Annotated in this window: 14 protein-coding genes; 9 read left to right on the forward strand and 5 right to left on the reverse strand. The window is 62.6% G+C overall.

Annotated features, from left to right (window positions below; translation table 11 throughout):
- Positions 1-87: 87 nt before the first annotated feature.
- Positions 88-1,596: a glycosyltransferase family 39 protein gene (locus tag LC343_RS02365; RefSeq protein ID WP_223475484.1), complete on the forward strand. Its 1,509-nt coding sequence runs from the start codon at positions 88-90 to the stop codon at positions 1,594-1,596.
- A 15-nt stretch (positions 1,597-1,611) separates the two neighbouring features.
- Here LC343_RS02365 and LC343_RS02370 read toward each other — a convergent pair whose 3' ends face one another.
- Positions 1,612-2,703 (reverse strand): glycosyltransferase, encoded by a 1,092-nt coding sequence (locus LC343_RS02370; protein WP_223475485.1) that lies wholly within the window; start codon positions 2,701-2,703, stop codon positions 1,612-1,614.
- 113 nt (positions 2,704-2,816) lie between these two features.
- On the opposite strand from LC343_RS02370, the gene LC343_RS02375 reads away from it, so the two are divergent.
- The 7 genes from LC343_RS02375 (at position 2,817) to LC343_RS02405 (ending at position 10,003) form a co-directional block, all read left to right on the forward strand.
- A complete protein-coding gene (locus LC343_RS02375) occupies positions 2,817-3,440 on the forward strand; it encodes a DUF1638 domain-containing protein (protein ID WP_223475486.1) in 624 nt (207 codons plus the stop codon).
- An 82-nt stretch (positions 3,441-3,522) separates the two neighbouring features.
- On the forward strand, positions 3,523-4,173 hold the full coding sequence (locus tag LC343_RS02380; RefSeq protein ID WP_223475487.1) for an exopolysaccharide biosynthesis protein: 651 nt from the start codon (positions 3,523-3,525) through the stop codon (positions 4,171-4,173).
- A gap of 105 nt (positions 4,174-4,278) precedes the next feature.
- On the forward strand, positions 4,279-4,590 hold the full coding sequence (locus LC343_RS02385; RefSeq protein WP_223475488.1) for a virulence factor: 312 nt from the start codon (positions 4,279-4,281) through the stop codon (positions 4,588-4,590).
- Entirely contained in the window at positions 4,587-5,489 is a 903-nt protein-coding gene (locus LC343_RS02390; RefSeq protein WP_223475489.1) for a methylenetetrahydrofolate reductase, read from the forward strand. The genes LC343_RS02385 and LC343_RS02390 overlap by 4 nt, the downstream gene beginning before the upstream one ends.
- Positions 5,490-5,501: 12 nt before the next feature.
- Entirely contained in the window at positions 5,502-6,452 is a 951-nt protein-coding gene (locus LC343_RS02395) for a methyltetrahydrofolate cobalamin methyltransferase (RefSeq protein WP_223475490.1), read from the forward strand.
- Positions 6,453-6,461: 9 nt separating this feature from the next.
- On the forward strand, positions 6,462-8,504 hold the full coding sequence (locus tag LC343_RS02400; protein WP_223475491.1) for an ASKHA domain-containing protein: 2,043 nt from the start codon (positions 6,462-6,464) through the stop codon (positions 8,502-8,504).
- A 500-nt stretch (positions 8,505-9,004) separates the two neighbouring features.
- A complete protein-coding gene (locus tag LC343_RS02405; protein WP_223475492.1) occupies positions 9,005-10,003 on the forward strand; it encodes a GlxA family transcriptional regulator in 999 nt (332 codons plus the stop codon).
- A gap of 6 nt (positions 10,004-10,009) precedes the next feature.
- Here LC343_RS02405 and LC343_RS02410 read toward each other — a convergent pair whose 3' ends face one another.
- Positions 10,010-10,831, reverse strand: coding sequence for a DUF1194 domain-containing protein (locus LC343_RS02410; protein ID WP_223475493.1), 822 nt, complete (start codon positions 10,829-10,831; stop codon positions 10,010-10,012).
- Between the two features lie 179 nt (positions 10,832-11,010).
- On the opposite strand from LC343_RS02410, the gene LC343_RS02415 reads away from it, so the two are divergent.
- Positions 11,011-12,255 (forward strand): folylpolyglutamate synthase/dihydrofolate synthase family protein, encoded by a 1,245-nt coding sequence (locus tag LC343_RS02415; RefSeq protein ID WP_223475494.1) that lies wholly within the window; start codon positions 11,011-11,013, stop codon positions 12,253-12,255.
- An 18-nt stretch (positions 12,256-12,273) separates the two neighbouring features.
- Here LC343_RS02415 and LC343_RS02420 read toward each other — a convergent pair whose 3' ends face one another.
- The 3 genes from LC343_RS02420 to LC343_RS02430 all read right to left on the reverse strand — a co-directional run bounded on the left by LC343_RS02420 (position 12,274) and on the right by LC343_RS02430 (position 16,793).
- On the reverse strand, positions 12,274-14,835 hold the full coding sequence (locus tag LC343_RS02420; protein WP_223475495.1) for a GcvT family protein: 2,562 nt from the start codon (positions 14,833-14,835) through the stop codon (positions 12,274-12,276).
- A gap of 174 nt (positions 14,836-15,009) precedes the next feature.
- Positions 15,010-16,209 (reverse strand): hypothetical protein, encoded by a 1,200-nt coding sequence (locus LC343_RS02425; protein ID WP_223475496.1) that lies wholly within the window; start codon positions 16,207-16,209, stop codon positions 15,010-15,012.
- Between the two features lie 299 nt (positions 16,210-16,508).
- On the reverse strand, positions 16,509-16,793 hold the full coding sequence (locus LC343_RS02430) for a hypothetical protein (RefSeq protein WP_223475497.1): 285 nt from the start codon (positions 16,791-16,793) through the stop codon (positions 16,509-16,511).
- Positions 16,794-16,802: the final 9 nt, after the last annotated feature.

Below are 16,802 nucleotides of genomic sequence, written 5' to 3' on the forward strand. Positions count from 1 at the left end.
CGAATTTTCTTTTCGAATTCGAAAGCCCGGATTTCCAGTCCGGGCTTTTTGCTTGCGGCCGATAGCGAGACGCTGTTGAAGGCAACGATGCCAGCCCAATCGGATATCGATTCCAACGGTGAAACCGGGGTCCGGAGCGCCCTGCTCCTGATCGCCGTGTTCCTCGCGCTGCGACTCCTGATCTCCTGGATTTTTCCGGCAACCAACGACGAAGCCTATGCCATCACCGTATCGCGTGACTGGTCGCTTTCCTATTTCGACCACCCGCCCGTCGCCTTCACGCTCGCCCGCCTGATGGCATGGTTGACGGGCACGGAAAGCGTGGCCGTCATCCGCCTGCCCTTCATCTTCGCCGGCGCGGTCAGCGGGTGGCTGATCTGGGATATCACCCGTCTCGCCTATGGCCGCTCCGCCGCCTTCTGGGCGCTCGCCTGGTACAGTGTCGCGCCGTTCTTCTTCATCTCCGCCGGCCATTTCGTCGTGCCCGACGGGCCGTTGAACCTCGCCCTCCTGGCGACGCTACGCCTTGTGCTGCCGGATCTTCTGGCGCCGGGTGCGAAATTGCGGACAGGCCGGTGGCTTTCCGCCGGGCTGTTTTTTGCGCTGGCGCTGGCTTCCAAATACCAGGCAGCCCTGTTCGGTCTTTCGGCCCTTATCTTCCTGATCGCGAGCCCCGCGCATCGCCGTTTGCTCGCATCGCCGACCCTCTGGGCAACACTGGCGATCGCAATGCTGGGACTCGTTCCGACGCTCGTCTGGAACGCGTCTCATGACTGGATCTCTATCACATTCCAGGCGGGACGCGCTTCTGCCGATTCAGGAATTCTCCATCCGGTGAACTTCCTGTCGGTTTTGGGCGGCCAGATTATCTATCTCCTGCCTGGCACCTGGCTGGTGATCCTGACCGCATCGTTAGGCGGCCTCATTCGGCCTGAACGGACCGCGGATCGGCTCTTCGCCTGGTTTGCAATCGTGCCGCCCGCCCTTTTTCTCGCCATTGCGCTTCTGTCGCGCGATTCACTGGCGCACTGGGCGATGAGCGGCTTCATGTTCGGCTTTCCTCTCGCCGGGCGCTGGACGGCGAACAATGTCGACCGATTCCGCGGATTGATCCTGTTCACATTTCGCGCCGCCTGCGCGCTGGTTCCGGCAGTCGCGCTGATAGTCGCGCTCCAGAGCCGTTACTCGTTTGCCGGAAGGGTCATTCCCGGTTTGCCGCAAAATTGGGAAATCGGCAGGGAACTGCAGGACTGGACGGCGCTCGCCGAGGCGTGGCCGAAACTTGGCGCGCCTTCGGCGGTTATCGTCAAGAGCTGGGTGTTCGGCGCCAAGGCAGGCCATGCCCTCGGCCCAACCATCGACGTGATCCCTCTCTCCGATCCGCGGCATTTCCAGTATCTTGAAACGGGTGCGCACGACACGGCCATTGCCGTTCTGCCAGCCCGTGCCGGCGATGACGAAAGCGTGCTCCGCGACTATGTAAGATTGCTGGAGAATGCCGGCTATCGTCCGACCGGAGCTCCGACGGTCATAAGCCAGATGACCGGAAGCCGTCCGCAATTCGAGCTTCTCGTCATTCCCGTCGAAAAACAGTGAGCCGGGCGACGCCTTCTAGGTGTCGCGCCAGGTAACGAGCTTTGTCACCGCATAGTTGAACACCGCGCTCATCAGTGCGCCCGCGAAGCCCGCCAGCGCCGCCGACCAGTCCCATTCGAACAGGCGGACCGAGATCGACACATTGGCGAGCGCGCCGATACCGCAGATGATGTAGAAAGTCAGAAGGCCGGTCACGAAACGCCATCCGGTGAGCTTGCGATGCGCGTAGGTGACCTCATTGTTGAAGGCGAAGTTCGAGGTCATCGCCGCGAAGGTGGCGACGATCTGAGCAGTCGCGAAACCGACGCCAAAACTGGCATTCAACAGCAGCAGTGTCGCCATGTGCACGAACAGGCCGGTAAAACCGACAAGCCCGTAGAGTAGGAATTTTACCGGTATGAACCCGCCTGTGTAGCGCGAGATCAACAGACCGAGAAACTGCACCGTCACCAGAAAGCCCAGCTTGCTCTCGCCCTCGATTCGCTCGCGAAACTGGAACGGCACCTCGCGGATCTTCAGATCGTGTCCGAAGCGGCTGACGATATCGAACAGGATCTTGAACCCGTCGCGCGACACGACCCGCGCGGCCCTGTCGGCGACATCGCGCGTCATCATGAAGAAGCCGCTCATCGGGTCGGTCGTGTAGGCGCCGGTGATCCGGTTGGCGAGCGCGGTGGCCAGTTCGCTGCCCTTGGCCCGCGACTTCTTGACGAAGCCCGAGGATGCCGCGCCACCATCGACATATCGGCTGCCGATCACCAGATCGGCGCCGTCGCGAATTTCGGCGAGCATGACGGGCAGACGCGTCTCGTCGTGCTGCATGTCCGCGTCCATGACGACGACGACCGGCGCGTTGGCCGCCATCATGCCCTCGATACAGGCACCCGACAGGCCACGCCGGTTGATCCGCTTCACGCATCGCACATAGGGTTTCTCGCGACCGATCGAACGCGTCACGTCAGCCGTGCCGTCCGGGCTGTCGTCATCGACGACGATGACCTCAAACGGAGTGTCCCCCATGACCGCCGCGATCTTGTCGACGATCAGAGGTATGTTCTTCGCCTCGTTGAAGGCAGGCAGTATGACTGAAAGTTCCGGCGCTTTCATTCCCGTCCCCAAGGAATTTGAAACCCGTGTGCGGCTTGTTGGTGTTCTGCGCGATAGAAAACCGCGCTTATCCACACTATGTCATGCCGGTATTGAAGAAAACTGAACGCCTCATGGACGCAGACGGACAAAAAGTCAGGGTGATAGCTTGCGGCATGATCGCGCGCGAGATTCTGGAAGTGTGCCGGATCAACGGCCTCGACCACATTTCGCTCACCTGCCTGCCGGCCGAATACCACAATCATCCGGAAAATATCGCGCCGGAGACCGACAAGGCCATACGCAAGGCGCGGGCCGAGGGCTACGAGCACATCTTCGTCGGCTACGCCGATTGCGGCACCGGCGGCATGCTCGACAAGGTCTGCGCGGAACATGGCGTCAGTCGCATCGCCGGGCCGCACTGTTTCTCCTTCTATATCGGCAACGACACCTTCGAGGCGGCGGACGGGGACTACCTCACGACCTTCTTCGTCACCGATTTCCTCGCCCGCCATTTCGAGGCGTTTCTGGTGAAGCCGCTTGGCCTCGACCGGCATCCCGAATTGCGCGAGATGTATTTCGGCAATTATCAAAGAGTGCTCTACATCGCGCAGACGGACGATCCCGCCCTGACCGAAAAGGCCCGCGCAGCCGCAGAATTCCTCGGCCTGCCCTTCGAGCGCCAACTGACCGGATACGGCGATCTGGCCCCGGCTTTGCAGCAGGCCGGCCGGCTGGTAAAAGCGCCACAATCGTAAACCAAATCGTCGCAATTGCCGGTTATCGTCATGAACCTGACGTATACCCGCGCCATGAGCGTCCTCGAAGGCGGTTGAAAAGATGTTGCAGCAGACTCCGGAACAATTCGAACCGGTTGAAGCTCCGCATTCCTATTGCCGTCCGCGCCCGCTCTCCCAGGTCCTGAGCGAACTCGCCGAAGAGGAACATGGCGAGGTTTCTGTCCGCCGCATCCGCGACGCGCTGGCCGACCGCTCCTTTGCGACTTTCCTGGTCTTTACCGCAGCCATCAACCTGCTGCCGTTCCCGCCCGGATCGACCGTGCTGCTCGGTGTGCCGATCGTGCTCGTCGCTTTCCAGATGGTGATCGGCTATCCGACTGTCTGGCTGCCGCGCTTCTTCCTGAATCGCTCGCTCAGCCACAAGGCGTTTCATCGCATGTCCACCTGGCTGATCCCGTTCCTGCGCCGCATGGAAAACTGGGTGCGACCGCGCTACTGGCCGTTCCCGAACGCCAAGAGTGCCGAGAAGGTGGTCGGCCTGATCGCCCTCGTCTACGCCATCGCGGTCGTCATACCGATTCCCTTCGGAAACTGGCTGCCGGCGCTCGCCGTGTTCATCTGCGGAATTGCCCTGTCGGAGCGCGACGGCTTCTGGCTGGCCGTCGGCACCATCACCGGCGTTGTGGCGATCTGCATCATGATCGGCGTGGTGCTCGTCGCGCACGCCTTCGCCCACTCCTGGTTGCTCTAGACGCCGCCGGCCTTCGCTGTCGCTTTTGAATTGCCGCGCGTCGTCGCGTAACAAGCCGTCCATGCCCGCTTGCGGCATTGCTTGTTCCCGACACGGAGGGCCATCGTGGCTGACAAAATCATCGTCTACTGGCGCGACATTCCTGCTCAGGTGATTATTCGCCGACGGCGCGAGACCGCGAAACGCGAATTGCCGCTGCGCTTCACCGAAGCCATCGACATGTGCGCGATGCGCGTCGGTGCGCGCGACAGCGACGCCTATCTGGCGGAATGGCGCAAGGGCGACCCGATTGCCGTCGGCGACGACCTCGAGGCCGAAGCCGACAAGGCGATGAACGAGATCGAGACCGTTTACGACAAGGACCGGTTGTTGATGCTGGTGCGCAACGAGGGATTTGAGAAGGAACCCGCGCAATGAATGCAGTTTCCATGGAAAAGGGCGCCGCGCCGAAGAGAATCGCCGCGTCCATCGAGGTTTCGCCGAAACAGGCGGCCGAATCGCCCGACCTGCCGGGGCTGTTTCCCGCCGGCGTGCGCGTCTACATCACCGATGTCGGCACCGACACCAATGCGACGCTCGTTTCCGCCGCGAAGCGGGTTCACGACCTTGGCTACACGCCGGTGCCGCATTTCGCGTCGCGCCGCCTGACCACGAAGGCCGCCCTCGAAGACCGCATCAAGGCGATGGCCGAGGAAGCCGGCGTCCATGACGTGCTGGTCATCGGCGGCGGGCTGGAAAAGCAGGCCGGAGACTTCTCGTCCACCATGGAAGTGCTGGAAACCGGGTTTTTCGACAAATACGGCGTGACCGAGATGGGCGTCGCCGGACACCCCGAGGGCAGCCCGGATTTCTCGCCGGAAGTCGCGGTCGAAGCGCTCCGGCTCAAGAAATCCTTCGGCGAACGCACCGATGCGCGCATCCGCATCGTCACGCAGTTCGGTTTCGACGGCCAGAAATTCGTCGACTGGGCCGAGAGCCTTCGCGACCACGGCATCGATCTGCCGGTCCATCTCGGCGTCGCCGGCCCGGCCAAGATCACCACGCTTGTCAAATATGCGGCCATGTGCGGCGTCGGCAACTCGCTCGAGTTCTTCAAGCGCAACACCCGTTCGCTCGCCATGCTGGCGACCAGCCATTCGCCGGAAGGCGTCGTCGGACCGATCGAGAAGCATGCGCTCGCCACGCCCGGCACGGCCATCAAGCAGATTCACGTCTTCCCCTTCGGCGGCATCAAAAAAGCCTCGCAGTGGCTTGAAGAACGCGGCACATGGGATATAAAGACATCTTTATATCCTTCTATGAACTCCAAATCGTAGGAACATCCATAAATGGCTCGCACCATCGTCGCCTCGGCCACCCGGGAAATCGTCATCGGTTTCGACCAGCCCTTTTGCGTCATCGGCGAACGCATCAACCCGACCGGCCGCAAGAAACTCGCGGCCGAAATGGTCGAGGGCAATTTCGAAACGGTGAAGGCCGACGCGCTGGCACAGGTCGCCGCCGGCGCGACGATGCTTGACGTGAATGCGGGCGTCACCGCCGTCGATCCGAACGCCACCGAGCCCGCCCTGCTCGTCAAGACGCTGGAAATGGTGCAGGAACTGGTCGACGTTCCGCTCTCGATCGACTCCTCCGTCACCTCCGCCATCGAGGCCGCGCTGAAGGTCGCCAAGGGCCGCCCGCTGGTCAATTCGGTGACCGGTGAGGAGGAAAAGCTCGAGGCCATCCTGCCGCTGATCAAGAAATACGATGTCCCGGTCGTCGCCATCTCCAATGACGAGACCGGCATCTCGACTGACCCGGACGTGCGCTTCGCCGTCGCCAAGAAGATCGTCGAGCGCGCCGCCGATTACGGCATCAAGGCCGAGGACATCGTGGTCGATCCGCTCGTCATGCCGATCGGCGCAATGGGCACCGCCGGCCAGCAGGTCTTCAAGCTGCTCTACCGCCTGCGCAACGAACTCGGCGTCAACACCACCTGCGGCCTGTCCAACATCTCTTTCGGCCTGCCGCATCGCCACGGCATCAACGCCGCCTTCATCCCGATGGTGATCGCGTCCGGCATGACGTCGGCGATCATGAACCCCTGCCGTCCGCAGGAAATGGAGATGGTCCACGCCGCCAACGTGCTGAACGGCACCGACCCGGATTGCGGAAACTGGATCATGACCTATCGCGACCATCAGCCCTCCGCGAGCGGTGCGGCGGCTCCGGCGCCTGCACGTGCGGCCGGCGGACGCCGCGGCGGACGCGCCGCGCGAACCGGCGCCGGCGCCTGACGGGAGCCCATGGCCGACCCCCTCATTCTCTTCATGCCCTCGGGAAGGCGCGGACGCTTTCCCGAGGGCACGACCGTTCTGGAAGCTGCCCGGCAGCTCGGCGTCTATGTCGAGAGCGTGTGCGGCGGACGCGGCATATGCGGGCGCTGCCAGATCGAGGTGCAGGAAGGCCAATTCGCCAAGCATGGCATCACCTCGGCAAACGACCATCTTTCCCCCTTCGGCGCGAAGGAAAAGCGCTACGCTGAAAAACGCGACCTGAAGGCCGGCCGCCGCCTCTCCTGCTCCGCGACGATCACCGGCGATCTCGTCATCGACATCCCGCAGGATGTGCAGATCAACGCGCAGATCGTCCGCAAGGCGGCCGACACGCGTGTCTTCGAGCGCAAACCTGCCGCCCAGCTCTGTTATGTCGAGGTCGAGGAACCGGACATGCACGCCCCGCTCGGCGATCTCGACCGCCTCCTTGCGGCGTTGGAGCGCGACTGGGGTTTCTCCGATGTCCTGGTCGACCAGTATCTTTACCCGCAGGTGCAAGCCATTCTTCGCAAAGGGAAATGGGGCGTTACCGCCGCGATCTACAAGGATGAGGAAACGGCCCAGGCCAACCTGATCGCCCTGTGGCCCGGCCTGCACAACGAGGCGTGGGGTATCGCCTGCGACATCGGCTCGACGACCATCGCCATGCATCTGGTCTCGTTGCTGTCGGGTCAGGTGATCGCTTCGGCCGGCACATCCAATCCGCAGATCCGTTTCGGCGAGGATCTGATGAGCCGCGTCTCCTACGTGATGATGAATCCGGACGGGCGCGAAGCGATGACGAAGGCCGTGCGCGAGGCGGTGGACGGACTGATCGGCAAGGTCTGCGACGAATCGGGCGCGAACCGCACCGACATCCTCGACGCCGTCTTCGTCGGCAATCCGATCATGCATCACCTTTTCCTCGGCATCGACCCGACCGAGCTCGGCGGCGCGCCCTTCGCGCTCGCCGTCTCCGGCGCGGTCCACACATGGGCCGGGCAACTGGCGCTCGATGCAAATCCGGGTTGCCGCGTCTATGTTATCCCGTGCATCGCCGGCCATGTCGGCGCGGACGCAGCCGCCGCGACCCTCGCCGAAGGCCCGCACCGGCAGGACGACATGATGCTCCTGGTCGATGTCGGCACCAATGCCGAGATCGTGCTCGGCAATTCGTCCCGCGTCGTCGCCGCCTCCTCGCCGACAGGTCCGGCCTTCGAGGGCGCGGAGATTTCATCGGGTCAGCGCGCGGCGCCCGGCGCCATTGAGCGCGTGCGCATCGACCCGGAGACGCTCGAACCGCGCTTCAAGGTGATCGGAAGCGATCTCTGGTCGAACGAGGATGGCTTCGACGAGGCCGTCGCGCAGACGCGCGTCACCGGCATATGCGGGTCCGGCATCATCGAGGTCGTCGCCGAGATGTATCTGGCCGGCGTGATTTCGGAGGACGGGGTAATCGACGGTGCCCTCGCCGCGAAATCGCCGCGCATCATCGAGAACGGACGCACCTTCTCCTACGTGCTGAATGACGGCGATCCACTGATCTCGGTCACGCAAAACGACGTCCGCGCCATCCAGCTTGCAAAGGCGGCGCTATATGCGGGCATCAAGCTCCTGATGGACAAGCAGGGTGTCGACCATGTCGATGCCATCCGTTTCGCCGGCGCGTTCGGCTCCTTCATTGATCCGAAATACGCCATGGTGCTGGGCCTGATCCCCGATTGCGACCTTTCGAATGTGTCGGCGGTCGGCAATGCAGCCGGCACCGGCGCGCGCATGGCGCTGGTTAATCGCGATTTCCGCCGCGAAATCGAGCGGACCGTGCGCAAGATCGAGAAGATCGAGACAGCGCTGGAGCCGAAATTCCAGGACCATTTCGTCGCCGCGATGGCACTGCCCAACAAGGTCGATCCGTTCCCCGAACTGGCAAAGGCCGTCACGCTGCCGGAGCGCAAGACGCTCGCCGCCAATGAGGACGGCAGCAGCCCCGGACGCCGTCGAAGACGCGAAGGCGGCCGGCGCGCGCGAAACTGAATCAGCCTGATTTCGATCTATCCTTTCTGCGACACAGCTGAATGTCGCAGAAAAGCGATTTCGTGTCGCAACTTTCTGCGCGTCGAACCTGCATGACCATCATAGGGGAATGATCGAGCCGTCCATGAGGGTGCGTTATCCCGGTTGGTCCCAAACGACCGGAAGACGCTCTGATAATAGCTGGCCCGTTCCCGCAAAACGGTGTGTCCAAACCGCCGTAGGAACGATCCGGACGCGAAATGGCTGCTCCGTGTGAACACGAACTTGCATGGAGTGAACAATGATCCCCTTTTCGGACCACCAATCCGGCGATTTGCCGGCAAACGGCAGGATCCCGGCGTGACCGGCGGCGGCGACTGCTTTCAAACCCTCCCGATTTTTTCGCGGCCCAACGGACGGCAGCTCTGCCGGTTTTTGTTGACCGCACCCGATATGGCTGGTTCTTTGTCATGAAAACGACATTTCATGTTGTGGCAGGCAACAGGAGCGAGGTTGGCCCGATGACGAACGCACCGACGCTGCCGAAGACAGTCGTCTTCTACCTCCAGCCGGAATTCACGATGATCGCCTTTTCCGCGGCGGTCGAGCCTCTGCGCGGCGCCAATCGCGTCCTCGGCTACGAAGCCTATGCCTGGCGTCTGGCCAGCAAGACAGGCGAGCCCGTCACTGCATCGAACGGCGTGCAGGTTGCCGTCGACACCTCCATCGAGGAGGAGCGCAAGCTGATGCTCGGCCAGCACAGGCCGTCCATCGTCTTCGTTTGCGGCGGTCTCAATATCGAGCGCAACCACTCCAAGTCGCTCTCGGCATGGCTGCGCGAGGAGCACAATCGCGGCGTCAAGATCGGCGCGCTGTGCACCGCCGCCCACACGCTCGGCGCGGCCGGCCTGCTCAACAACAAGCGCTGCGCCATCCACTGGGAAAACCTGCCCGGTTTCCAGGAAGCCTTCCCGCAGGTCAGCGTTTTCTCCGATCTCTTCGAGATCGACGGCAGCATCTATACCTGCGCCGGGGGAACGGCAGCACTCGACATGATGCTGAAGATCATCAGCGACGATTTCGACGACGCAACAGTGAACCGCATCTGCGAGCTGGTCCTGACCGACCGCGTGCGCAATCCGACCGACCGCCAGCGCCTGCCGCTGCGTGCGCGTCTCGGTGTGCAGAACGCCAAGGTTCTGACGATCATCGAACTGATGGAAGCCAATCTGTCGGAGCCGTTGTCGCTGGTCGAGATCGCCGACCATGTCGGCCTGTCGCGCCGGCAGATCGAGCGCCTGTTCCGCCAGGAAATGGGCCGGTCTCCCGCGCGCTACTATCTCGAAATCCGGCTCGACCGCGCCCGTCATCTGCTGATCCAGTCGTCCATGCCGGTCGTCGAGGTGGCGATTGCCTGCGGCTTCGTGTCCGCCTCGCACTTCTCCAAATGCTACCGCGAGGTCTACGCCAAGTCGCCGCAGCAGGAACGCGCCGACCGCAAGCAGCTTATGGTCGCCTGATCCGGATTACCGATCGAAATCGTCGAACTGCCAGCCGCGCTGCTGCCAGATCTTCTCACCGATCAGGCAGTCATAGGGTTCCTCGAGAATAAACTGCGCCGGCACGACGCGCGGCGCGGCTTCTTCCACCTGTCCGATCTCCATGACCAGCTTGCGACGCACGGCCTCCGCGAACTGGTCCCAGTCATTGACGGGCACCATGAAGGCCCCCGGCCCGCCGATGACGCATTTCGTATAGTAGCGGTCCAGATCATCGATATGGAACTGCTGGGCGAAGCCGTCCCGCGTCATCATCGGCAATCCGTTGATCGTGATACCCTTCGCGACCGCCTCGTCCCGCGCCTCGGTCACCGGAACACCCTGATTGTTCGGACCGTCGCCGGAAATGTCGATCACCCGCCGGTCGGCAAGCAGCGGCGCCGTTTCCAGAAGCCCCGTCGCATGATGGATCGCGCCGGAAATCGACGTCCGCCGTTCGCCGAAACTGCGCGTGGCGAGGAGTTCGGCCGCGACCGCATCCGCATCGGCCTGGCTCTCGATGATCGTCCAGCCGATGATTTCGTTGGCATGGACGTTCGCCGCCCATTCGAAAAGCGTGATCGCGATGCGCCGGTAAGCGCCCTGCCCGATGGCGCGAACCACCTGTGGACTGGAAATCGCTGCGGCGTATCCTTCGCGCTGGATGCGCAGTTCCTCGTAGGACATCGAGCGCGACACATCGACGGCCAGCACCAGCGCGACATCGACACGCTCCTGGGCACGGACCGGTGCGCCGAAAAGCGTAACGAGAGCGGCGACCATCGCCGGGACTGCGACACGGAAAGCCATGCGAGGATGATACGTCAAACGCGAGAAAGCGAAACGCGCCATTTCGCCTCGCTGGTTCACATATTCGTCAGCGTCGCCACAAAGGACCCGGATTTGCTCTGGTCCACCCGGTGAAACCAATCTAGGAAAAGCCGCGCTGACGCCCGTCCGTGCATCGAAAAATCTTCAGGACACGCATCATGTCCCGCCGCGACGACCCCGCATTCAACCGCGTGATGGATGGCATCTACGCCTCCTTCATGAACCGCAAGGCGCTGGTTGAGGGAAAGCACGACCGCGAAATTCGCGATCCGCGGATCATTCTGGACATTGCCGGGAAGCTCTCGCTGCTCCCCGATCCCGCGAAGGTCATCCGGATTACCGGCAGCAAGGGCAAGGGAACGACATCGCGCATGATCGCCCACATCCTGCGCGAAGCGACCGGCGCTGATATCGGCCTGTTCGTGTCGCCCGAAGAGATCGATCACAACGACCGGATACGGATCAACGGCGTGCCCGCGAGTGTTGCGGACTTCATGGCGGCATATGCGGCGATCGAGCCGGCGCTGGAAGCCGCCGAAGAAAGCCTCGAAGGCACAAGCTACCTGTCGCCCTACGGCATCTTCCTGTTGATGGCGCTGCACCATTTTCGCGAACGCGGCGCGGACTATCTCGTTCTGGAATGCGGCCGTGGCGCCGAGTTCGACGAGACCGGCAACATTCCATCCGCGGTATCGGTCGTCACCTCGATCCTGCTGGAGCATCCGGCGAGCCTCGGCCCCACCCTGGCCGATGTCGCCCGCAGCAAGCTCTTCGCCGGATCGAACGCTGACATCCTGATATGCGACGAAGACACCCGAAGGTGGAACGACCAGCTGAATATCGTGGAGCCGGAGAAGGTCGTCGCGATTCCCGCGCCGGCGGAAGGCGGACACTTCCCCGTTTGGCTGGAAATGGACAAGGCGCTGGCGCGCGCCGCCGCCGATGCGTTTCTCGGCCGCCAAACGTCGCGGGATATCACGCTGGACGACAAATCGGCGGCGTTCGGCATCCTGCGTGATGGCACGACACGCTGTTATTTCGACGCCTGTGTCAGCGCGTCGTCCATCGACAAGACATTCGCGTCCCGGCTGATCGGCGAGACGACCCCGGTAATTCTCGCATCCCTTCCCGACGACAAGGACACTGACGCCATCAGGGACTTCTTCGCCGGTGAGAAAGGCACCGCCTATTACGAAGTCGCCCTCTCTGGCACGCGCGGCTACCTCCACTACGACAACGCCAAGGCGGCGGGGCGCGTGGAAGACGAGATTCATTACGAGGACGCGCAAGGTCTCAAAGCCCTCGCAGACCGGCTGCGCGCGCGACACGGCACCGACACGATCTATTGCCTCGGCACGCAGACCTATATCCGCCTCGTCAAGATGGCCTTCGCCGGCGGTTGATCCGCCGGCCAGACATCGTCAGCTGCGCGGTTTCAGGTTTTCCGGGTCGTAGAGCGGCTTGTAGCCCACAGCGGCCACTTCGACGGGATAGGTCTCGCCGAAATACTCCACACTGAGCTTGCGCCCTTCCTCGCACCACGCATGCGGCAGATAGGCGAGCGCGATGTTCTTGTCGATGCTCGGGCCGTAGACGACCGAGGTCGTGAAGGAGCGGCGGCCGAGTTCGTCGATTAGCGTCTCGCCGGTTGCGGGATCCATCACCGGCATGACGCCGACCGGGTAACGGGCAACACCCGTCGAATCGACATTGTCCGTCATGACCAGCGTGCAAAGCATTGCCGGCTGGTGGTCGCGCGCGCGATATTCCAGATGCTTGGCCTTGCCCCGGAAATCCGCTTCCTTGACCTTCGGACGCGCCAGATCAGCCTCGTAGAGATTGTACTCGGTCAGGAGATCGGCGTTTTGCAGGCGCAGGCTTTTCTCCAGCCGGCGCGAATTGGCGTAGGTCTCGACACCGAACGCCATGATGCCGGCAGCCTGAAGCGCATCCCAGACCGCAAGGCCGTCCTCATAGGCCATATGCAGTTCCCAGCCCTGCTCGCCGACATAGGAAATCCGGAAACCCGTAACGTCCTTGCCCGCGATCCGCAGCGGCTTGATCGCCGCAAAGGGGAAGTTCTCCGGTGAAATGGACTCCGGGTCCTCGACGACCTTCTTCAGCGTCTCGCGCGCATTGGGTCCCCACACACCGATCGTCACATTCTTCTCGGTGACGTCCGTGATGGTGACGTCGAAGCCTTTTTCCTCGGCCACGCGGCGCATGTAGTGGAAATCACGCGGCCCTGCATCCGCGCCATCGATCACCCGGCAGCGGTCCTCCATGCGAAGGACGGTCAGGTCGGCGCGCACCATGCCCTCATCGTCGAGGAAATGGGTATAGATGCCCTTGCCGACCATGTGGTCGCCGCCGATCCGCGCCGCGCAGATCCATTCCATCAGCGCGACATGATCCGGTCCGGAAACATCGTAGATCGCGAAATGCGACAGATTCACCATGCCGCAATCCTCGCTCATGGCGAGGTGTTCGGCATTGGAGACGCGCCAGAAATGGCGGTTGTCCCATTCGTTCTCGCGCACCGGCACCCGGTCGCCATATTTCTCCAGCAGATGCTCGTTCGCCGCATAGCCATGCGCGCGCTCCCAGCCGCCGATCTCCATGAAATACCCGCCCAGTTCCTTCTCGCGCTCATAGAAGGGCGAGGTACGGATGTTGCGCCCCTTGGAGTAAGGCTCGCGCGGATGCACCGCCGGATTGTAGATCTTGAAGGCGCTCTCGTAGCAGCGATCGTGGATGAACTGCTCTTCCATCTGGTGCGGGTAGAAGCGCGAATAGTCGATCGCGTGATGGTCGATCTCCGTGCGCCCGTCGGTCATCCAGTCGGCAAGCAACTTGGCCATGCCGGGGCCGTCCTTGACCCAGATGGCGACCGCATACCACAGGCCCCTCACCTTCTGGCTTTCGCCGATCGACGGCCCGCCATCGGTGGTGACCTGCAGCAGGCCGTTGAAGGAATGGCTCTCCCGGTAACCGAGTTCGCCGAGGATCGGCGTCAATTCCATCGCGCGTTCCAGCGGCTCGATGATCTGCTCCATCTCGAGATCGCGCTGCGAGGGCGACAGGCGCGCCTGTTCCTTCTCCAGGATGTCGCGCGGATGGCAGAGCCGCGGATCTTTCTCCTCGTAATAACCCCACTCGATCTGCCCGCCTTCCGGCGTTTTCGGATCGCCGGTGTCGCGCATATAGGCGGAGTTGCCCTGGTCGCGCAGCAAGGGGAAACCGATATCCTTGCCGGTGCCGGCGAACTCGTCATACGGCCCGAAGAAGGTCAGCGGATGATCGACCGGCATGACCGGAAGGTCCTCTCCCGCCATTTCCGCGATCAGGCGGCCCCACAGGCCTGCGCAGACGACGACATGGTCGGCCATGATCGTGCCGCGATGCGTCTTCACGCCCTTGATGCGGCCACCCTCGATCACGAGGCTCTGCGCCGGCGTGTTGGCGAAGGACTGAAGCTTGCCGCTGGCCACCGCCTCATCGACCAGTTCGCCCGCGACCGTCTGCGAACGCGGAGAGACGAGGCCGGCATCCGGGTCCCACATGCCGCCCTGCACCATGCTTTCCTCGACCAGCGGGAATTTCGCCTTGATCTCCGCTGCATCGACCAGCCGTGCACCCGTGCCGAACGCCTTGGCGGACCCTACCTTGCGCTTGATCTCGTCCATGCGACCATCGTCGCCGATACGCGCGATCTCGAAGCCGCCGACCTTGGAATAGCGCCCGCGCTTCATGAAGAAGTCGATGGAATAGAGCGTCGTCCAGCAAGACAGGAAGTCGTGGCTCGTCGCGTAGCAGAAGTCGGAGGCGTGGCTGGTCGAACCGATGTCGGTCGGGATCGACGACTTGTCGATGCCGACGATGTCGTCCCAGCCACGCTCGATCAGGTGATGGGCGACCGACGCGCCAACGATACCGCCCAGGCCGATGATTACGACCTTCGCCTTTTCAGGAAAACTTGCCATTGCCCGCGACTCCGGAATGAGATTTCGGGCAGACTATAAGACCGCCACGCAGCGCGATTGCAGCCTGTTTGCGACATGCGGCGATGACGCCGCGACCAGCATCGGAAACTCCGTGCCCGGCAACGGTTCCGACGACGCCTCGCGCGCCGTCAGAAGGCTGCTTCCAGGCCCGCCTCAGCGAAGCGAGAAGTCGCTGAAAGGCCCATTGGGGATGCGGAAGCGCAACTGGCCGAGAGCGCCGACAAGAGTCAGGCAGAAGACCAGCAGATAGGCGAAGTGGAAGCGGGTGTCGAACAGCGGAAACACGGCAAATTTGGCGGCCACGGCCAGCAAGGTGGCGACGAGGATGACGGATTCGCGGCGCGTGGTTTCGACATTGTGCTGAATCATTTGCCACCAGATCGCTGTGCCGACGATCAACACGCCCAGCCACTCGTTCTCGACGAGGGAACGCACCAGCGCCCGGATCACCGACTGCAGGTAGACCGCGACCGAAAACGGCGGATGAAAATTCTCGAGCGTGCCGACATATTCGACATGAGTGAACCACATCTGCACCCACCAGCCGGGATGTCCGGCGGCATGGGTTATCGGAACATAGACAGCCGCCGCGCCCGCAAACGCCGCCACCACGCCCCAGGAAATGGAACGCATATAGACCGCCACCACCATCAGTACGCCAATATAGGCGAGATGGTCCGGACGAACGAGAAAAGCGAGGAACAGGAGGAAGCCCGTCAGCGCTTCGCGGCGATGCAGGAAAGCGAGCATTCCGCCAGCGAAGAAGACGGCGGAATAGAGGTCCGGCGTGCCCAGGCGCGCCATCTCGCCGAATCCCGACAGCATCAGCGCGGCCAGCGCCAGCGGCGCGAGTTGTAACGCGTGACGCGACCACAACCAGACGATCGCTATCGCGCCGACAGCCAACGCGGAAAGAACCGATATGAGCCGGATGGCGGTCAGCGAATCCACGAAGCCCGACATTGTGCGGATCGTTTCGATATAGAGCCATTTGACCTTGTAGAAGCCGAGCATGGTCACGAAGGCATCCGGGTCGGCATATTGGCGAACCCGGTAGTCGCGATCCTCGGTCAGCACCGTGAATTCGCCCGGTGCGATCGCGTCGCGAACGGTGCCGTAGGCGTGGTCATGCAAAACCTGCGCGCTCATGCCGGGCGTCTCGTGGGCGCTCGCCAGATAGGCGAAGATGTCCCAGTTCGTCTTCGGATAGACGATGCCGACAGCCGCGACGACCAGCGTGAACGTGGCGATCAGGATCGCGCCGAACAGGGCCGATTGCGACGACCATATCCGCGCGGCGCGTCCGCCCGAAGCGAGCAGGAGACGATCCGTCCTTGCGATCAATGTGTTCATGCTTCCGTCCTCCGCGCCGTTTGACTGGCGTGGTTCCAAGTGAACTGGCTTTCGACGAAGTCCTTCACGATCGCGACGATCCCGCGACCGGGCAACCTGTCGAGCGTATCGACATGGTCACCGCCTCCGCACATGGTCCGGGAGCGAACGCATTCGTTATCTCCCCGCGACGAAAATACGCCGCAGGATGGGAGGAATCGGTGAAATGGATTGGTTAACAGACCGGAAAACCACGAAAAGCCGGCGGCCTGGTTGACCGCCGGTAAATGGATTTCGTCAAATTCGAACGGAAATCGGTTCTATTCGACGACCGCCTCGCCGTTGACGATGTCGACCGCTTCCTCGCCGCCAAGCGCGGCACGGTCTCCGCTGGGCAGCGTCAGGAAGCAGCCATCATCGCACAATTTGACCGTTTCACCGGCCGCGATGGCGAACTCCGTCTTGACGCCACCCTCGGTGACGACGATCGTCTGGCTCGCATCATCCTTGTTGGTCAGCGAAGCCGCGCCGGCGGCGCTGCATGCCGCCAGAATGGCAGCGAAAGCGACCGGCAGTCTTGTCTTGTTTTCAGAACGACGCCGCATGGCATCGCC

It is taken from the genome of Oricola indica (genome assembly GCF_019966595.1).
In the GTDB taxonomy this organism is placed as follows: Bacteria; Pseudomonadota; Alphaproteobacteria; order Rhizobiales; family Rhizobiaceae; genus Oricola; species Oricola indica.